The organism is Mucilaginibacter sp. UYNi724 (genome assembly GCF_054057495.1).
Genome location: NZ_JBSRZI010000002.1, coordinates 404,510 through 420,365, shown reverse-complemented (window position 1 = coordinate 420,365; position 15,856 = coordinate 404,510). Strand labels below are relative to the sequence as shown.

Annotated in this window: 15 protein-coding genes; 7 read left to right on the top strand and 8 right to left on the bottom strand. The window is 44.7% G+C overall.

Annotated elements, in window-relative coordinates:
• The first annotated feature begins 5 nt into the window (after positions 1-5).
• Positions 6-950: an MlaD family protein gene (locus tag ACVW0P_RS04770; protein WP_354430475.1), complete on the top strand. Its 945-nt coding sequence runs from the start codon at positions 6-8 to the stop codon at positions 948-950.
• A 144-nt stretch (positions 951-1,094) separates the two neighbouring features.
• On the opposite strand, the gene ACVW0P_RS04765 is transcribed toward ACVW0P_RS04770, so the two are convergent.
• The 4 genes from ACVW0P_RS04765 to ACVW0P_RS04750 all read right to left on the bottom strand — a co-directional run bounded on the left by ACVW0P_RS04765 (position 1,095) and on the right by ACVW0P_RS04750 (position 4,452).
• A complete protein-coding gene (locus ACVW0P_RS04765; protein ID WP_457131059.1) occupies positions 1,095-2,012 on the bottom strand; it encodes a ribonuclease Z in 918 nt (305 codons plus the stop codon).
• A gap of 17 nt (positions 2,013-2,029) precedes the next feature.
• Complete coding sequence (locus tag ACVW0P_RS04760; RefSeq protein ID WP_354430469.1) at positions 2,030-2,407, bottom strand: STAS domain-containing protein; 378 nt, start codon at positions 2,405-2,407, stop codon at positions 2,030-2,032.
• 53 nt (positions 2,408-2,460) lie between these two features.
• Entirely contained in the window at positions 2,461-3,405 is a 945-nt protein-coding gene (locus ACVW0P_RS04755; protein ID WP_457131058.1) for a phosphoribosylaminoimidazolesuccinocarboxamide synthase, read from the bottom strand.
• Positions 3,406-3,486: 81 nt separating this feature from the next.
• Entirely contained in the window at positions 3,487-4,452 is a 966-nt protein-coding gene (locus ACVW0P_RS04750; protein WP_457131057.1) for a PhoH family protein, read from the bottom strand.
• Positions 4,453-4,554: 102 nt separating this feature from the next.
• Here ACVW0P_RS04750 and ACVW0P_RS04745 point away from each other — a divergent pair, with 102 nt between their 5' ends.
• Positions 4,555-5,331, top strand: a complete 777-nt coding sequence (locus ACVW0P_RS04745) for an SAM hydrolase/SAM-dependent halogenase family protein (protein WP_354430463.1) — start codon at positions 4,555-4,557, stop codon at positions 5,329-5,331.
• Here ACVW0P_RS04745 and ACVW0P_RS04740 read toward each other — a convergent pair.
• Positions 5,315-5,542, bottom strand: a complete 228-nt coding sequence (locus ACVW0P_RS04740) for a hypothetical protein (RefSeq protein ID WP_457131056.1) — start codon at positions 5,540-5,542, stop codon at positions 5,315-5,317. The genes ACVW0P_RS04745 and ACVW0P_RS04740 overlap by 17 nt on opposite strands.
• Positions 5,543-5,687: 145 nt before the next feature.
• On the opposite strand from ACVW0P_RS04740, the gene ACVW0P_RS04735 reads away from it, so the two are divergent.
• Positions 5,688-7,520, top strand: coding sequence for an ABC transporter ATP-binding protein (locus ACVW0P_RS04735; RefSeq protein WP_457131055.1), 1,833 nt, complete (start codon positions 5,688-5,690; stop codon positions 7,518-7,520).
• Between the two features lie 306 nt (positions 7,521-7,826).
• Positions 7,827-9,224 (top strand): MBL fold metallo-hydrolase, encoded by a 1,398-nt coding sequence (locus ACVW0P_RS04730; protein WP_354430459.1) that lies wholly within the window; start codon positions 7,827-7,829, stop codon positions 9,222-9,224.
• Positions 9,225-9,267: 43 nt separating this feature from the next.
• Here ACVW0P_RS04730 and ACVW0P_RS04725 read toward each other — a convergent pair whose 3' ends face one another.
• The 3 genes from ACVW0P_RS04725 to ACVW0P_RS04715 form a co-directional block, all read right to left on the bottom strand.
• Positions 9,268-9,996, bottom strand: coding sequence for a (Fe-S)-binding protein (locus ACVW0P_RS04725; protein ID WP_457131054.1), 729 nt, complete (start codon positions 9,994-9,996; stop codon positions 9,268-9,270).
• 15 nt (positions 9,997-10,011) lie between these two features.
• The gene (locus ACVW0P_RS04720; protein WP_457131053.1) at positions 10,012-11,331 is read right to left on the bottom strand and encodes an MFS transporter; all 1,320 of its coding nucleotides are present in this window, start codon (positions 11,329-11,331) and stop codon (positions 10,012-10,014) included.
• Positions 11,332-11,395: 64 nt separating this feature from the next.
• The gene (locus ACVW0P_RS04715) at positions 11,396-12,085 is read right to left on the bottom strand and encodes an aspartate/glutamate racemase family protein (protein ID WP_457131052.1); all 690 of its coding nucleotides are present in this window, start codon (positions 12,083-12,085) and stop codon (positions 11,396-11,398) included.
• A gap of 150 nt (positions 12,086-12,235) precedes the next feature.
• Here ACVW0P_RS04715 and rnr point away from each other — a divergent pair, with 150 nt between their 5' ends.
• The 3 genes from rnr to ACVW0P_RS04700 all read left to right on the top strand — a co-directional run bounded on the left by rnr (position 12,236) and on the right by ACVW0P_RS04700 (position 15,849).
• The gene (gene rnr, locus ACVW0P_RS04710) at positions 12,236-14,374 is read left to right on the top strand and encodes a ribonuclease R (protein WP_457131051.1); all 2,139 of its coding nucleotides are present in this window, start codon (positions 12,236-12,238) and stop codon (positions 14,372-14,374) included.
• An 86-nt stretch (positions 14,375-14,460) separates the two neighbouring features.
• Positions 14,461-15,435 carry a polyprenyl synthetase family protein gene (locus ACVW0P_RS04705; RefSeq protein ID WP_457131050.1) on the top strand — a complete coding sequence of 325 codons (975 nt, stop codon included), beginning with the start codon at positions 14,461-14,463 and terminating at the stop codon, positions 15,433-15,435.
• A 3-nt stretch (positions 15,436-15,438) separates the two neighbouring features.
• The gene (locus tag ACVW0P_RS04700) at positions 15,439-15,849 is read left to right on the top strand and encodes an energy transducer TonB (RefSeq protein ID WP_457131049.1); all 411 of its coding nucleotides are present in this window, start codon (positions 15,439-15,441) and stop codon (positions 15,847-15,849) included.
• The last annotated feature ends 7 nt before the right edge of the window (positions 15,850-15,856 follow it).

The window sequence follows — 15,856 nt, the reverse complement described above, 5'->3', positions numbered from 1 at the left end:
CCTCTATGAAAATATCAAACGAAACAAAAATTGGGGCGCTTACAGCTGTTGCCATCACCGTATTAATATTGGGCTACAGCTTTCTCCGCGGAAATGATGTTTTCTCATCGTCTAATAAATTTTATGCCATCTACCGCAGTGTAGAAGGCTTAACCGTTTCTAAACCTATATTGGTGAACGGTTTCCAAATAGGCCGCGTATCTAAAATGCAATTAGGCGGTGATGGCCGCACCACGGTTGAATTTAAAGTTGATAAACAATATAACATCCCCGATAATACCCTTGCTAAATTAGAAAGTACCGACCTTTTGGGTGGCAAGGCCATTGTATTTGAACTGGGTAACAGCATGAAATATGCCGAAACCCAGGATACGTTGCGTGCTGATATTCAAGGCAGCCTTGCAGAAAGCTTGCAACCTATTCAGAAAAAGGCCGAGGTTTTGATAACCAAGGTAGATTCTGCCCTGGGCTCTATCAACAAGATCATGAATCCTAATTTCCAAAAAAATGTGGACAGGAGTTTTGCCAGCATAGCAAACTCATTGCAAACTTTAGAGGGTACTACTAAAAAGATAGATGCTATTGTAGGCGCGCAAAGCAGCCATATCAACAGTATTATGGCTAATGCCGATGCTGCATCAAGTAATTTAAAAGTCAGTACAGGTAACCTTAACGGCATTTCTGCCAACTTTGAAAAGTTCAGCACCGATCTGGCCAATTCAAACATTAAGGGTACGCTGGAAAACGCAAATAAAGCCATGGGCGAATTGCAGACCACCGTTGGCAAGATTAACAGCGGCCAGGGTTCGTTAGGTTTATTAATGAATGATACTAAGATGTACGATAACTTAAACACGGCATCGGGCAACCTTAACAACCTGTTTATTGATATTAAGGCACACCCAAGCCGTTACGTAAACTTCTCGGTATTCGGTAAAAAGGGAAATTAAGTTTGTAAGTTAATAAAGATCAGAGGTTAGGAAGGAATTCTTAACCTCTTTTTTGTGTTGAACATTTCGGTAATTACTGCAAGCCGTCGCTTAGCAATGATAGCAGCGATTAGGCGGAGAAAACTACTCTCTAGCCCCCAATCTCTATTCGCTTATAACAAATGTCTTCCCCTCAACAGCCAATTCTGTGTTTGGGAAAACGCTTTGCGCTTCGTCCAGCAACTCATTAAGCGTTTTATAGCGGGCCGAGAAATGGCCAATGATGAGTTTTTCGGCATTTACCCGTAGCGCCACCTCCCCTGCCTGTAACGCAGTTGTGTGGTGGGTTTGGTTTGCCCTGTCTACCATGTCATGTAAAAAGGTAGCCTCGTGGTAAAGCAACGTTGCCGAGTTTATCTGCTGCAAGTATTTTTCTACGTAAAGGGTATCAGATACGTAGGCGTATGATCTTGGTTCCTGCGGGGCGGTGGTAAGCGTTTCGTTTTTGTAAACAGTGCCATCTGCCGCTGTAAAATCATTGCCTTTTTTAAGCGAACTGTATTCAGATACCGGGATATCCAGGTCCTCTATCTTTTCCTTGATAAGTTTGCGCAAACGTTTCTTTTGGCGGAACAGAAAGCCTGTGCAGGGGATCCGGTGATCGAGCGGAATGGTTTCTACGAAAATATCCTGGTTCTCTAAAATAGTACCTTTTTGTGTAGCATCGGTAAACACATACTCAAGAGGAAAATGAAGTTTGGTTTCAGAATATTTTAGTTGAAGGTCTATGATCTCTTTTAATGGCTCTGGGCAAAATAATTTAATTTCTTTTTTGCGCCCGTTAAGGTGCATAGATGAGAGCAGGCCCACCAAACCAAGATAATGGTCGCCATGCAGGTGACTGATAAAAATATAATCTATTCGGCTGGCTTTAACATCAAAACGCAGCATTTGCTGCTGGGTACCCTCGGCGCAATCAACCAAATAAAGCTTTTCGTTTATGTTGAGTACCTGCGCTGTTGGGTTCCGGTTAAAAATGGGGGTTGCAGAGCTACTGCCCAGTATAGTAACTTCAAATTTCATACCGGGGGCGCGGGTTATTATCTAATTTCTCTTTTCAGTTCTTTCTCAATTTCTTCCATAAAAATAAGGTCGATACCTTCTTCGCAGGTAGGTACAATAGAAAGAACGTTATCCAATTGGGAGATGGTGATCAGGCGTGAAACCGCGTCGTTCAATCCGCAAAGTATAAATGAACCGGTTGCGTTTTTACATAAGCGATGCCCCACCAATAAACTGCTTAAGCCAGACGAATCTGCAAATTTAACCTGCGAAAGATCAAGGATGATGTTCCTTTGGCCTTCGGTGTTGATCAATATCAGTTCAGATTTTAACTGAGGGGTGATCAAAGAGTTTAATTTTGTTTCGTTAAGCTTAATTAGAATATACTTCTCGTGCTTGTCAACGTGAAATTTCATTTTGTCGTAATTAAAAAGCTAAGATATAATTATTTTCTTTGTAATTGAAAAACTTAAATAGAGACTAATGCTCTATTAATCGCGTTTTCTACCCGTTTTAATACATCGGCAAGTTCGGGCTTTACAAAGCCTTCTCCTGTAATTTGCTCATAAAGTTCAATATACCGTTCAGATATCGAACTAACAATTTCTTCGGTCATCTCCGGCACTTGTTGTCCATCTTTCCCCTGGAAACCATTTTCGATAAGCCATTTCCTTACAAACTCTTTAGAAAGTTGTTTTTGCGCCTCGCCGCTTGCCTGCCTGTCGGCGTAGCCATCGCTGTAAAAGTACCTTGATGAATCGGGCGTATGGATCTCATCTATCAGGTAAATAGTATCGCCTACCTTACCAAACTCGTACTTGGTATCAACCAGTATCAGCCCTTGCTTCGCGGCGATCTCTGTACCACGCTGAAATAGCTGGCGGGTATAATTTTCTAATTGCACATAATCCGCCTCACTTACAATTCCCTGTTTCAGGATCTCCCCGCGGGAGATATCTTCGTCGTGCCCAACAGCTGCTTTAGTAGTTGGGGTAATGATGGGCTCGGGCAACTTGTCGTTCTCTTTTAAACCATCGGCAAGGGCAACGCCACAAACCTGTTTACGGCCGGCAGCATACTCACGGGCGGCATGGCCTGCAAGGTATCCGCGGATCACCATTTCTACCTTAAAGGGCTCGCAGATGCGGCCTATGGTAACAGATGGATCGGGTACGTTGATAACCCAGTTAGGGACAATATCTGATGTAGCCTGTAAAAACTTGGCGGCTATTTGGTTTAGTACTTGCCCCTTGTAAGGGATAGCCTCGGGAAGTACCACGTCGAACGCGGAAATGCGGTCGGTAACCACCATAACCAAGCATTTATCACCTATCGTATAAACATCGCGGACCTTACCTTTGTAATAATTGGTTTGTCCCTCAAAATTAAAATGTGTTTCTTTTATTGCGTCCATGTTTCAATAGTGAGTATCAAGTATCAAGTACCTAAAACATCTTGATACTTGATACTAATTACTTGATACTAAATAAATACTTTACTGTATATCTCCGTAAGCTTCCAATATGCGTTTCACCAGTTTGTGGCGTACAACATCTTCCCCGCTCAGGTAAACAATTTCGATACCGCTTATATCGGTTAATATGCGCAGGGCGGTGTATAAGCCCGATTGCTGTTTTTTTGGTAAGTCTATCTGCGTAACGTCACCTGTTACGATGAATTTGGCTGATGGCCCCATACGGGTCAGGAACATCTTTAGCTGCATATCTGTAGCGTTTTGTGCCTCATCCAAAATTACAAAGCAATTATCGAGCGTACGGCCACGCATAAATGCCAGCGGCGCTATCTCGATGGTGCGGTTCTCCAGGTAAAGTTTCAGCTTTTCAGCCGGGATCATATCATCCAGCGCATCATATAAAGGGCGTAAGTATGGGTCGATCTTTTCCTTCAGGTCGCCCGGTAAAAAGCCCAGGTTCTCCCCTGCCTCAACAGCCGGGCGGGTAAGGATGATGCGCTTTATCTCTTTGTTTTTTAGCGCCCTTACTGCAAGCGCTACCGCGGTGTAAGTTTTACCTGTACCGGCAGGGCCAATGGCAAAAAGGATGTCGTTTTTTGCAAGGCTCTCTACCATGCGGTGCTGGTTTGGCGTGCGCGCGCGTACCATGATACCGTTGGGGCCAAAAACCAATACTTCGCCGCTTGCAAATTTATCCGGTGTGCTCTCGCCGGGTGCTGCGGGTTTGGCCGTAGGCTTGCTGCCTAATATGCGTTCCACATCAATAACGGTAAGGCTCTCAAATTTTTCTACATGCTGTACCAGGTGGTCAAACTTCTCCTGGAAAACGCTTAGTTCGTTTTCATCACCCAAAACTTTTACATCGCTGCCACGTGCAACTATTTTAAGCTTAGGGAATTGCTTTTTAATGATCTCGAAATGGTCGTTGTTAGGGCCCCATAATACGGCGGGGCTAATCTGCTCAATTGTTAACTTTAGCTCGTTCAATAGGAATTGATTTTTGACAGTTTACGAATTTTTATGAATTAAAAATTGAATATTTGCACCTTTAATACTCTACAAGATTAGCAATAAATATTTACAAAATTAATGGCTATTATAACTTTAACTACTGACCTGGGCGATAAAGATATTTATCAGGCTGCCCTTAAAGGTAGTATTTATAAATTGCTCCCAACAGTAAATATTGTAGATATTACTAACAATGTTGCCGCCTTTAATGTGCAGCAGGCCGCCTTTATTTTAAAGAACAGTTTTTACTATTTCCCGGATAATACCGTGCACCTGATAGGCATTGATACTGTGTACAATACGCAAACCCGCTACCTTGCCGTGCGGTACAAAACGCACTACTTTGTTGGGGCCGATAACGGCATCTTTTCGTTGATGTTTAATGATGAGCCGGATGAGATTGTGGAAATAGATATCATGCAGGACCTTAAGTTTCTGCATTTCCCGCTGGCGGATATTTTTGTGAAGGCCGCCTGCCATTTAGCAAACGGCGGTACCCTTGCGGAGATTGGCCTGCCGGTAAGCAGCGTAGAAAATAAAATGACCCTGCAACCCGTTATCGAAAAGAACCTGATCAAGGGCGCGGTGATCTATATCGACTCGTTCCAAAACGTGATCACCAACGTTACCAAAGAGTTTTTTAACCGCGTGCAGCAAGGCCGCCGTTTTGTGCTCTACTTTAAACGTAACGAAACTATTAATCATCTTAGCTGGCACTATAATGAAGTACCCGAAGGCGAAAAGCTTTGCCTCTTCGGTATCAGCGACCACCTGGAGATTGCCATTAACAAAGGCAACGCCAGCGGCCTGTTAGGCCTAAATCTTGGCGATAGCGTAATTATTGATTTTCAATAATACCACGCACTTTTTGCCTGAAAATCACCAGCCTGATCAACGCAATTATCTCCATTCCAATACCTACTCCTGTCAGCGCGCCCCTTAAAAAATCCGGAACTGTCGTGAATTGAGAAAGTAGTAAGTTAAAGCAAATGGTGAGCATCCCGATCATTAAAAAATTACCGACTGATTTTGGAAGTGACTTGATGTGCATAATGGTTATTGACATTTATAGCATGTAACTTACATAAGCTAATTTTAATTTACTATTAAGCGGATCGATTTCCACTCATCCTAACGTCAATTTTACAAACGGGCGTTAAATACAAACTTTAAACCATTAGTTTTGCAGGTTGATAACCCAAAAAATATAAATGGCACGAGGCAGATTGAACAGTGGCAGCAAGGCAGAAGCAGAATTACCAAAAGCAAAATTAAACCTGGAGAGCGTTAGGCGCATCAGCAAACTTATCTCTTACATAAAACCATACCGGGGCAAATTCATCGCCGGGATGTTCTTCTTATTTATGTCGAGTTTAACCGGCCTTGCGTTCCCGTCATTATTGGGTGCTTTGATCGATGCCGCGCAGGGCAAACAGAAATATGCTTTTTTACCGCCCACCATCAACGCTATTGGCTTGCTGGCATTCTCTATTTTATTTGTACAGGCCTTTGTATCGTTCTTTAGGGTGGTTTGGTTTGTGCAGGTTGCAGAGAAAGCGCTTGCTGATATCCGCCGCGATACCTACTTTAAGCTGATAACCCTTCCCATGAACTTCTTCGCTAACCGCAGGGTTGGTGAACTGAATAGCCGAATCTCTGCCGATCTGTCGCAGATACAGGATACCATGACCACCACCTTTGCCGAAATGATAAGGCAGTTGGTATTATTGGTTGGCGGCATTACCTTACTAACCATCGTATCATTTAAACTGACGTTAGCTTTATTGCTGATGCTGCCCGTGTTAGTTGTGGTAGCCGTATTCTTTGGCAAATTTATCCGTAACCTGTCAAGGCAGGCACAAGATAAATTGGCGGAATCTAACACCATAATTGAAGAAACCCTGCAAGGTATTGCCAATGTAAAGGCTTTTGTGAACGAGGCGTTTGAAGCGGGCCGTTATAACAAAAACCTGCGCGAAGTGGTGAAGATAGCTGTAAAGGGCGCGGTGTTCCGTGGGATATTCGCATCATTTATCGTGTTCTGTTTGTTTGGTTCTATAGTAGGTGTGATATGGTATGGGTCGATATTGGTTCACCAGCACGAGCTTTCGGTTGGTAGCTTAACCACCTTTATCTTATACTCTATTTTTGTGGGTGCTGCTATGGGTAGCTTCCCAGAACTTTACGCCAATCTGCAAAAAGCGGTTGGTGCCAGCGAACGCGTTTTAGAGATCCTTGATGAAAAAGGCGAAGATGTGTCTATCAATGCCGAAGATAACCTCATCAAACAAAAAATAAGTGGTAACCTGGCGTTTAATAATGTGGTATTCGCCTACCCTTCCCGTTCAGAACTTACGGTATTAAAAGATATTTCGTTTACCGCCAACGCGGGCCAAAAGGTTGCTATTGTTGGGCCAAGCGGTTCTGGTAAATCTACCATGGCGGCCCTGATACTGCAATTTTACCATCCGCAAAGCGGGAGCATTTATTTTGACGGTTTAGACGCCGAAGAGTATGCCTTGACCGATATCCGCAACCAGGTAGCTATTGTTCCGCAGGATGTATTGCTGTTTGGGGGTACTATTTTAGAGAACATTGCCTATGGTAAACTGGGTTCGGATAAGGACGAGATCATTTCGGCAGCCAAAAAAGCCAATGCAGATCAGTTTATTACGTCTTTCCCCGAAGGTTATGATACTCTTGTTGGCGAGCGCGGCGTAAAACTATCCGGCGGACAGCGCCAGCGCATCGCTATTGCACGCGCCTTGCTTAAAAACCCGGCTATATTGATCCTGGATGAAGCAACTTCGTCGCTCGATTCGGAATCTGAACGTTTGGTGCAGGAGGCGTTAGAAGTGCTGATGAAAGGCCGTACGTCTATCATCATCGCCCACCGCTTATCAACCATCCGCGAGGCGGATAAGATCATCGTGCTGGAGAAAGGCAACATCATCGAAACGGGTAACCATCAGGAACTGATAGCTAATGAACAAGGCCTGTACCGATATTTAAGCCAGTTGCAATTCGAGACCGCGCAGAGCTAAATTAGTGCTGTCTCAGGGTGTCCCACGGTGTACCGTTTTTTAATTAGTGAGATACCCTGCTTAAAATACATAGTTTCCTAACTTACAGGTATTTATGTATTTTATTAAAATTTAAATTTAAGTATTTTTAAAATCAGCTTTTTTGTAATTATCTGATTGTTAGAATTTTAAATAAATATTTGTGTAGTGTCTCACAAAGTGGGACACCTTAAAAAGATGAACGCGCTTTCGCCTTTAAAACCAACTTTTAATCGTTATTATTGCATTAGGCCCAACACCCCTGTTAGTGGCCTGCGAACTATATAAATGAAACTAACTATACACGGCGCTGCCCGCCAGGTTACGGGTAGCATGCACCTGCTGCAGGTAGGTCAATATAAAATACTGGTAGATTGCGGGCTGGATTACGAGAAAGACCATAACGTAATGGTGAACGAAGATTTTGGTTTCCGCCCCGAAGAGATCGACGTAGTGATCCTTACCCATGCGCATATCGACCACTCGGGCAACCTGCCTACGCTTGTGCGCTTAGGCTTTAACGGCCAGATCCTTTGCACCCCACCAACTGCCGACCTTACCGAACTGTTGTTATTTGATTCAGTAAACATATTTTTAGCTAAGGCACAAAAAGGCCGCAGTCGTGGCCGCAAGCATAAACATAGCAGCGCCGGCCCTCAGCCTCTCTACCTGCAAAAACACGTAATGGATACGGTTGAACGCTTTGTAACCATTGGGTATAACAAACCGTTCCGCATTACCGGCGATATCGAACTGACCTTTATACCCGCCGGCCACCTGCTTGGTGCTGCTGCTGCGGTGCTTAAAATAAATGATAACGGCGAAGAAAAATCAATCGCCTTTACCGGCGATATTGGCCGCAAGAATTACCCGGTGCTAAACGACCCCGACCCGCTGCCACCTGTGGATTATATCGTATCCGAATCTACCTACGGTGGCAGGATGCACACCAAGGGCAAATCGGTACAGGAAACGCTGATAGAAACCATTGAGAAAGTTTGCGTGGTTGAGCAAGGCCGGTTAATTATTCCCGCATTCAGCATTGGCCGTACACAATCTTTGGTTTTCGCGCTCAACAAGATCTTCAACGCGGGTTTGCTCCCTCCTGTTAAGGTTTTTGTGGATAGCCCAATGGCTACCCGTGCTACCAGCCTTTACCGCAAACACCATAACCTGGTAAATGCCGAAGCGCAGGAGTTTTACAACAAACAAGGCGACGAGTTCGAGTTTGAGCACCTCACCTATGTAGAAACCCTGAAGGATAGCCGCCAGGTGTCTAATTATTACGAGCCTTGTATCATCATCTCTTCGGCAGGCATGCTGGAAGGTGGCCGAATCCAGGATCACCTTTTTTATAACATTCAAAATTATTACTGTACCATCCTTTTTATAGGTTATTGTGCCAAAGGAACATTAGGTTTCCGCTTGTTGCGTGGCGACCCTATCGTCCATATTAAAGACCGCGACCTATCCGTTTACGCCACCATCAAGCAAACCGACGTACTAAGCGCCCACGGCGATCACGAAGACCTGGTGAACAACATTAAGTCGCAAGCCCCAAACAAGCTTAAAGGTGTTTATTTGGTACATGGCGAGGCCACCAGCATGCAAGCCATGGCCGATGCATTGGAGGTGGACGGGTACAAGGTTACGATACCGGAGAAGGGCGTGAGTTACGAGTTGTAGGTAAATCCACGGTCATTTAAATCACACGCGGTGAAAATCCCTCTTACACATTCCCCCATCCATGCGCAAGCACATCGGCAAGATGGATGGTTTTAATAGGAAGGTTATTTTTATCGATATAGCTTTGTAGGTGCAGCAGGCAGGATGCATCGGTAGAAATGATGTATTCTGCGCCGGCGGCAAGGGCGTTGTCTACTTTTTGCTGGGCCATGGCGGTGGCAATGCCATCAAACTTAACGGCAAAGGTGCCGCCGAACCCGCAACAGGTTTCGTTATCCTTCAGGTCTACAAGTTCCAGGCCTAATACCTTGGAAAGCAATTGGCGCGGCTCGTCCTTTATTTTGCATTCGCGCAAGCCCGCACAGCTATCGTGGTAAACGGCGCGGCCTTCCAGTTCGGCGCCAAAGTAATCAACGTTTAGGATGTTCACCAAAAAATCGCTCAGCTCGTAAATATTGCTTTGGATATTGCGGCATTTATTGTGCATTGCCGTGTTGGTGAACAGATCGTTGTAATAGTTGCGCACCATACCGGTACACGATGCCGATGGCGAAACGATGATACTATCCTCATGAAAATCATTCAGGAATTTGCTGCCTACGGCCTTGGCATCGTCCCAAAAACCGGCGTTGAAAGCGGGTTGTCCGCAACAGGTTTGTTCGGGGTTATAGTTAACGGTACAGCCTGCCTTTTCGAGCACCTTAACGGTATTAAAAGCGGTGGCTGGGTACAACTGATCTATAAAACACGGGATAAATAACTCAATTGTCATCTGTACGGGTAAATATTAACGGCCGCTAAATTCAGCATTTTTCTTGATCTTATTCTCCGCACCCAGCAAAGAAAACAGCAGGAACAAACCTATAGCAAAAAATATGCCCAATGCAAGGGTTGAGTTACGCATATTACCAGTCCACTCCTCAATAAAGCCAAAACTGACTAAACCGCCTACAATGGCCAGCTTTTCGGTAACGTCATAAAAGCTAAAAAATGAGGCTGTATCCGGGATATCCTGCGGTAAATATTTAGAATAAGTAGAGCGCGAAAGCGACTGGATCCCGCCCATTACCAACCCTACAAATACGGCTACAATGTAAAAATGCGCGGCAGTTCTTGTAAAGTACGCGGCGATACAAATGCCTATCCAAAGGAACACCACAAATATCAGTACCCGTACGTTGCCGTATTTATTAGATAGGCGCGACATTAGCGTAGCCCCTGCAATGGCAACAATTTGGATGATAAGAATAATTTTGATCAGGTCTTCGGTTGGCATGCCCAATTCTTTAGCGGCAAAACTGGTAGCTACCAGCATAATGGTTTGCACACCCATCGAATAGAAAAAGAAAGACGGCAAAAACCTTTTTAACAGCGGCATGCCCTTTATTTTAACCCAAACGTTGCCCAATTCTACAAACCCGCCCTTAATAATATTTTGGTGCTGCGATTTGCCGTTCGGGCTGCCTTTTGGCAAAATATAGAAAGGGATCAAGGCAAAACCTATCCACCAGATACCTACCAACAGAAATGATAAGCGCGAGGCCGAGCCTTTTGTAAGGCCAAAGGTATCGGGCATTAAAATGAATACAAAGCAAATAAGCTGGAGCAAAACGCTGCCGATATAGCCATAGGTAAACCCTTTGGCGCTTACTTTATCTTGCATATCAAGCGTGGCTATCTGGGGCAGGTATGAATTGTAGAATACGAAGCCACCCGCATAGCCAATGGCAGCTATGGCAAAGGCCACAATACCCCACTCGATGTTATGCTCGTCCACAAAAAATAAGCTACAGCAAGCAAGCGAGCCAATTGCTGTGAAAAATTGCATGAACATTTTTTTGTTACCGCGATAATCTGCAATGGAACTGAGGATAGGGAGCAAGAATACCATCACGAGGTAGGCAGCCGCAAGGGCGTAGTCCTGCAAAGCCGTGTTAACAACGCTAAAACCAAAAAAATTTACTCGGTTGCCGTTTGCGGCGTTTGCGGTGATAGCAATGTAGTAAGCCGGGAAAACGGTTGTGGTGATCACCAGGTTGTAAGCCGAGTTTGCCCAATCAAACATAGCCCAAGCCCGGATGGTTCTGTCGTTATTTTTTTCTTCCATTGCACACTAAAAGTATGCAATTTTTGGAGTTTAAGAAATATTTGAAAAAAAGCGACAGTGTACCCTACCCCAAAGCAAACTCAACCGCCGCTGCGGAGTGGATCTGCGTGGTGTCAAATTGGATCACATCGGTATCTTCGGGTTTTATCAGTAAGGGGATTTCGGTACAGCCAAGGATGATGCCTTGCGCGCCCTGTTGTACCAGTCCGTCAATTATTTGCAGGTAACGGGTTTTGGTTTCGGGCAGTAAAATACCTTTGCCCAATTCTTCCATCAGGGTTTGGTGAATAAAGTCGCGGTCGGTTTGGTTGGGTAGCAATGGTTCTATGCCCGCGGCAGTAAGTTTATCGGTAAAAAAAGTCCGCTCCATGGTAAACTTTGTACCTAACAAAGCAACCTTTGTTAAGTCATGTGCATTAATAACCTTAGCGGTTGCTGTCGCGATGTTAATTATGGGCAGGCCAATGCTTTGCTCTACTTCATCAGCCACCAAATGCAGCGTATTTGCACAAAGGATAATGCCCTCGGCCCCGGCATTTTTTAAACCTATCCCGGCATCTGTGATCATTTGGGTGGTTCTGTCCCATCTGTCTTCCGCGTGATTTTTAGCTATATCGGCATAGTTGAACGAGTGCAACAGCAATTGAGCGGCGTTTACACCACCCAGTTTATCATTCACGCCCTGATTGATAAAACGGTAATAATCGATAGTTGATACCCAGCTGGTGCCGCCAATAAGCCCTAAAGTTTTCATGTGGTAAAACTATCATAAATCAGTCGGGTTAGCTATAAAGCGCAACAAATCCGCTGTTTTTTACATTCTGCTTACGCTGGTGGTAAATGTTTCGCAATCGTTGCCCTACAAAGCCTAAGCATTTCGTACCTTAGCAACAAACAATAATAAATGTCAAAAAAGAATAAAAATAACGCTACCATAGACCAGGTGCTCACGCAGATGGTGCTGGATATATTTGAACAAAACGGCAATACGCCGCTAAACCATAAACAAGTTTCTGCCAAGCTAAACGTACGCGACCCTGATGCCCGCGGCGTTATCCTGGATGTATTGAAGAACGAAGCCTTTAAAGGCGTAATGAAAGAAATATTACCCGGCAAATTTCAACTGCTGGAGCTAAAGACCTTTGTTGAAGGCAAGGTTGACCTAACCAATGACGGTTCGGCATTCATCGTTACCGACGACCCCAGTGAAACCGATATTTTTGTAGCCCCACGTAAATTGCGCAACGCCCTAAACGGCGACCGTGTTAAAGTTTATGTGTATGCTAAAAGCCGCGGCAAACGCCAGGAAGGCGAAGTGATAGAGATATTGCAGCGCCATAAAATGGAGTTTACCGGTGTGGTAAAATTATCTGAACGTTTCGCGTTCTTCATTCCCGATGATCGTAAAATGATGCACGATATCTTTATACCCATCAGCGATTTGAACGGGGCAAAGAACGGGATTAAAGCTGTAGCCGAAATTACCGACTGGCCTGCCGGCGCTAAAAATCCGATAGGCCGCATCAAACATATTTTGGGCGAACAGGGCGAGAACGATACGGAGATGAACGCCATCCTGGCCGAGTACGGGTTTCCCCTATCTTTCCCTGCCGAGGTTGAACGCGATGCCGAAGAGATCCCAAGCGAGATAAGCGCCGAAGAGGTTGCCAAACGCCGGGATTTCCGCGATGTGCTAACGTTCACCATCGACCCATTTGATGCCAAGGATTTTGATGATGCCTTATCATTCAAAAAACTGGATAATGGCAATTACGAAGTTGGTGTGCACATTGCCGATGTATCGCATTACATCATCCCCGATTCGGCTCTGGACAAGGAAGCTTACGAGCGCGGGACATCCGTTTACCTGGTAGACAGGGTTATCCCGATGCTGCCGGAAAGGTTATCGAACGGGCTGTGCTCCCTTCGCCCGCATGAGGATAAGCTTTGCTTTGCCGCTGTGTTTGAACTGGACGAAGACGCCAATATCCAAGCAGAATGGTATGGCAAAACCGTTATCCATTCAGACAGGCGCTTTACCTACGAAGAAGTACAAGACGTTATAGAGACAAAAACCGGTGATTACGTTGAAGAAATAGAAAAACTGAACGCCCTTGCCTACAAACTGCGCGAACGCAAGTTTAAAGCAGGAGCCATCAGCTTTGAAACCACAGAGGTTAAATTTAAGCTGGATGAAACCGGTAAACCTATCGGTGTTTATGTAAAAGAGCGCAAGGATGCCCATAAACTGATTGAAGACTTTATGCTTTTAGCGAACCGAAAGGTTGCCGAGCATGTAAGCAAAATGGGTAAAGGCAAGCATAAATACACTTTTGTTTACCGTGTGCACGATACGCCAAAGCCCGATGCACTTGCCAATTTCGCGCAGTTTGCAGCAAGGTTCGGTTATAAGATCAACACTAAATCTGATAAGGAAACCGCCCGTTCCCTAAACTTTTTAATGGAGGATGTGGAAGGCAAAAAAGAGCAAAATGTACTTACCCAGCTGGCTATCCGTTCTATGGCTAAGGCAATATATACCACCAAAAGCAGCAGCCATTACGGTTTGGCTTTTGACCACTATACGCACTTTACCTCGCCTATCCGTAGGTACCCGGATGTAATGGTGCACCGCCTGTTACAGCATTACCTTGCCGGCGGCCAAAGTGTTAACGCAGACCATTACGAGGAGCTTTGCAAGCACAGTTCGCAAATGGAGAAAAAGGCTGCTGATGCCGAGCGTTCATCTGTTAAATACAAACAGGCCGAGTACCTGAAAGACCAGGTGGGCAATTTGTTCACCGGGATTATCTCGGGCGTTACCGAATGGGGTATGTATGTAGAGATAGTGCAGAACAAGTGTGAGGGCATGATTCGCCTGCGCGACATTAGCGATGATTTTTACACGTTGGATGAAAAGAACTACGCCATCATCGGTCAGCGTAAAAAGAAAACCTACCAGCTTGGCGACGAGGTGCAGATACGCGTGAAGAACGTAGATCTTACCAAAAAACAGATAGACTTTAGTTTAGTAAATAATTAATATGTGATTGGTGCGGGTTATAAGTGCGGGGTGCGTTTTAATCCGTTCTTCGCTCCTCTTATCCCGCAGTTTACACACTCAAACAAATGAGAAAACTTGAAGACCTGCAGTCGCTGATTGCAAGCTCGGTAGCCGAACTAAAATACCCGGAGTACCCGGCGGAATTATATGAACCTATAAAGTACATACTGGCACTGGGTGGCAAACGTATGCGCCCCGCCCTGCTGCTTATGGCCTGCGATCTGTTTGGTGGCGATGTGGAAGCTGCCCTGCCCCCTGCTTTGGCTATAGAGGTGTTTCACAACTTCACGCTGATGCATGATGATATTATGGATAACGCCCCCAAACGCCGAGGTAAGACCACCGTGCACGAAAAGTGGAACAACAACGTGGCTATCCTATCAGGCGACGTGATGCTGGTAGAGGGTTATAAATTGATGATGCAGGTGCGTGATAATATCCTGCGCACGGTTCTCAATATTTTTAACGATACCGCTATAGGCGTTTGCGAAGGCCAGCAGCTGGATATGACTTTCGAGACCAGTAACAATATCAGCATCGAAGAATATATCAATATGATTCGCCTTAAAACGGCTGTGGTGCTTGGTGGTGCTTTAAAGATAGGCGCGCTTATTGGCGAGGCAGATATAAAAGATGCCGACCTGCTTTGCAAGTTCGGCGAATACCTGGGTATTGCGTTCCAGTTACAGGATGATATTTTGGATGTGTACGGTAACCCCGAAAAATTTGGAAAACAGGTTGGCGGGGATATTATTTCCAACAAAAAAACCTACCTGCTTATTAAAGCCCTTGAACTGGTTAAAGGTACCGATGCCGAAGAACTGGCTCGCTGGATAACATTCACCACTTTTAATGCTGCCGAAAAAGTGGCTGCCGTTACCGGGATCTACAACAGCGTTAACATTCGCCAACATGCCGAAACCGAAATGCAAGCCTACGCTGAAAAAGCTTTTACGGCCTTAGACAAGATAAACCTACCCGAAGAAAACAAACAATACCTCCGCGATTTTGCAGATGGGTTGTTGGTGAGAGAATATTAAAAGATGAAAAAGATAATCTTTTACTTATTGCTTTTCGCAACTTTTTCAACCAATGCGCAAGTATCAGAAAAAATCACTTCTTCTGATACTACTGTTTTCTCTGTTGTTGAGCAACCGCCAGTATTCCCCGGCGGTGATGCGGCATTGAGTAAGTATATTTTCAGCAATAAGATTTATAAAAGTGTAACAAAAGACGAAGAAGTACAGACAAGAATAGCAGTTTCTTTTATAGTGGAAAAAAACGGTTCCCTATCTAATTTCAATATAATAAAACCCAAAAACACTTCTTTGGAAAGACAAGTCGTTCGGATTATTAAGGCATCACCAAAATGGGAACCTGCTATGCAAAATGGCAAAGTGGTTAGATGCCGGTATATGCTCCCTATTAGCTGTATGTTGTTTGCAACAGAATAGTACTGTA

Bases quoted from the DNA above. Each gene is read 5' to 3' on its own strand.
- ACVW0P_RS04770 (WP_354430475.1), top strand. From the start codon at position 6: ATGAAAATATCAAACGAAACAAAAATTGGGGCGCTTACAGCTGTTGCC.
- ACVW0P_RS04765 (WP_457131059.1), bottom strand. From the start codon at position 2,012: ATGAAATTTGAAGTTACTATACTGGGCAGTAGCTCTGCAACCCCCATT.
- ACVW0P_RS04760 (WP_354430469.1), bottom strand. From the start codon at position 2,407: ATGAAATTTCACGTTGACAAGCACGAGAAGTATATTCTAATTAAGCTT.
- ACVW0P_RS04755 (WP_457131058.1), bottom strand. From the start codon at position 3,405: ATGGACGCAATAAAAGAAACACATTTTAATTTTGAGGGACAAACCAAT.
- ACVW0P_RS04745 (WP_354430463.1), top strand. From the start codon at position 4,555: ATGGCTATTATAACTTTAACTACTGACCTGGGCGATAAAGATATTTAT.
- ACVW0P_RS04740 (WP_457131056.1), bottom strand. From the start codon at position 5,542: ATGTCAATAACCATTATGCACATCAAGTCACTTCCAAAATCAGTCGGT.
- ACVW0P_RS04735 (WP_457131055.1), top strand. From the start codon at position 5,688: ATGGCACGAGGCAGATTGAACAGTGGCAGCAAGGCAGAAGCAGAATTA.
- ACVW0P_RS04730 (WP_354430459.1), top strand. From the start codon at position 7,827: ATGAAACTAACTATACACGGCGCTGCCCGCCAGGTTACGGGTAGCATG.
- ACVW0P_RS04725 (WP_457131054.1), bottom strand. From the start codon at position 9,996: ATGACAATTGAGTTATTTATCCCGTGTTTTATAGATCAGTTGTACCCA.
- ACVW0P_RS04720 (WP_457131053.1), bottom strand. From the start codon at position 11,331: ATGGAAGAAAAAAATAACGACAGAACCATCCGGGCTTGGGCTATGTTT.
- ACVW0P_RS04715 (WP_457131052.1), bottom strand. From the start codon at position 12,085: ATGAAAACTTTAGGGCTTATTGGCGGCACCAGCTGGGTATCAACTATC.
- rnr (WP_457131051.1), top strand. From the start codon at position 12,236: ATGTCAAAAAAGAATAAAAATAACGCTACCATAGACCAGGTGCTCACG.
- ACVW0P_RS04705 (WP_457131050.1), top strand. From the start codon at position 14,461: ATGAGAAAACTTGAAGACCTGCAGTCGCTGATTGCAAGCTCGGTAGCC.
- ACVW0P_RS04700 (WP_457131049.1), top strand. From the start codon at position 15,439: ATGAAAAAGATAATCTTTTACTTATTGCTTTTCGCAACTTTTTCAACC.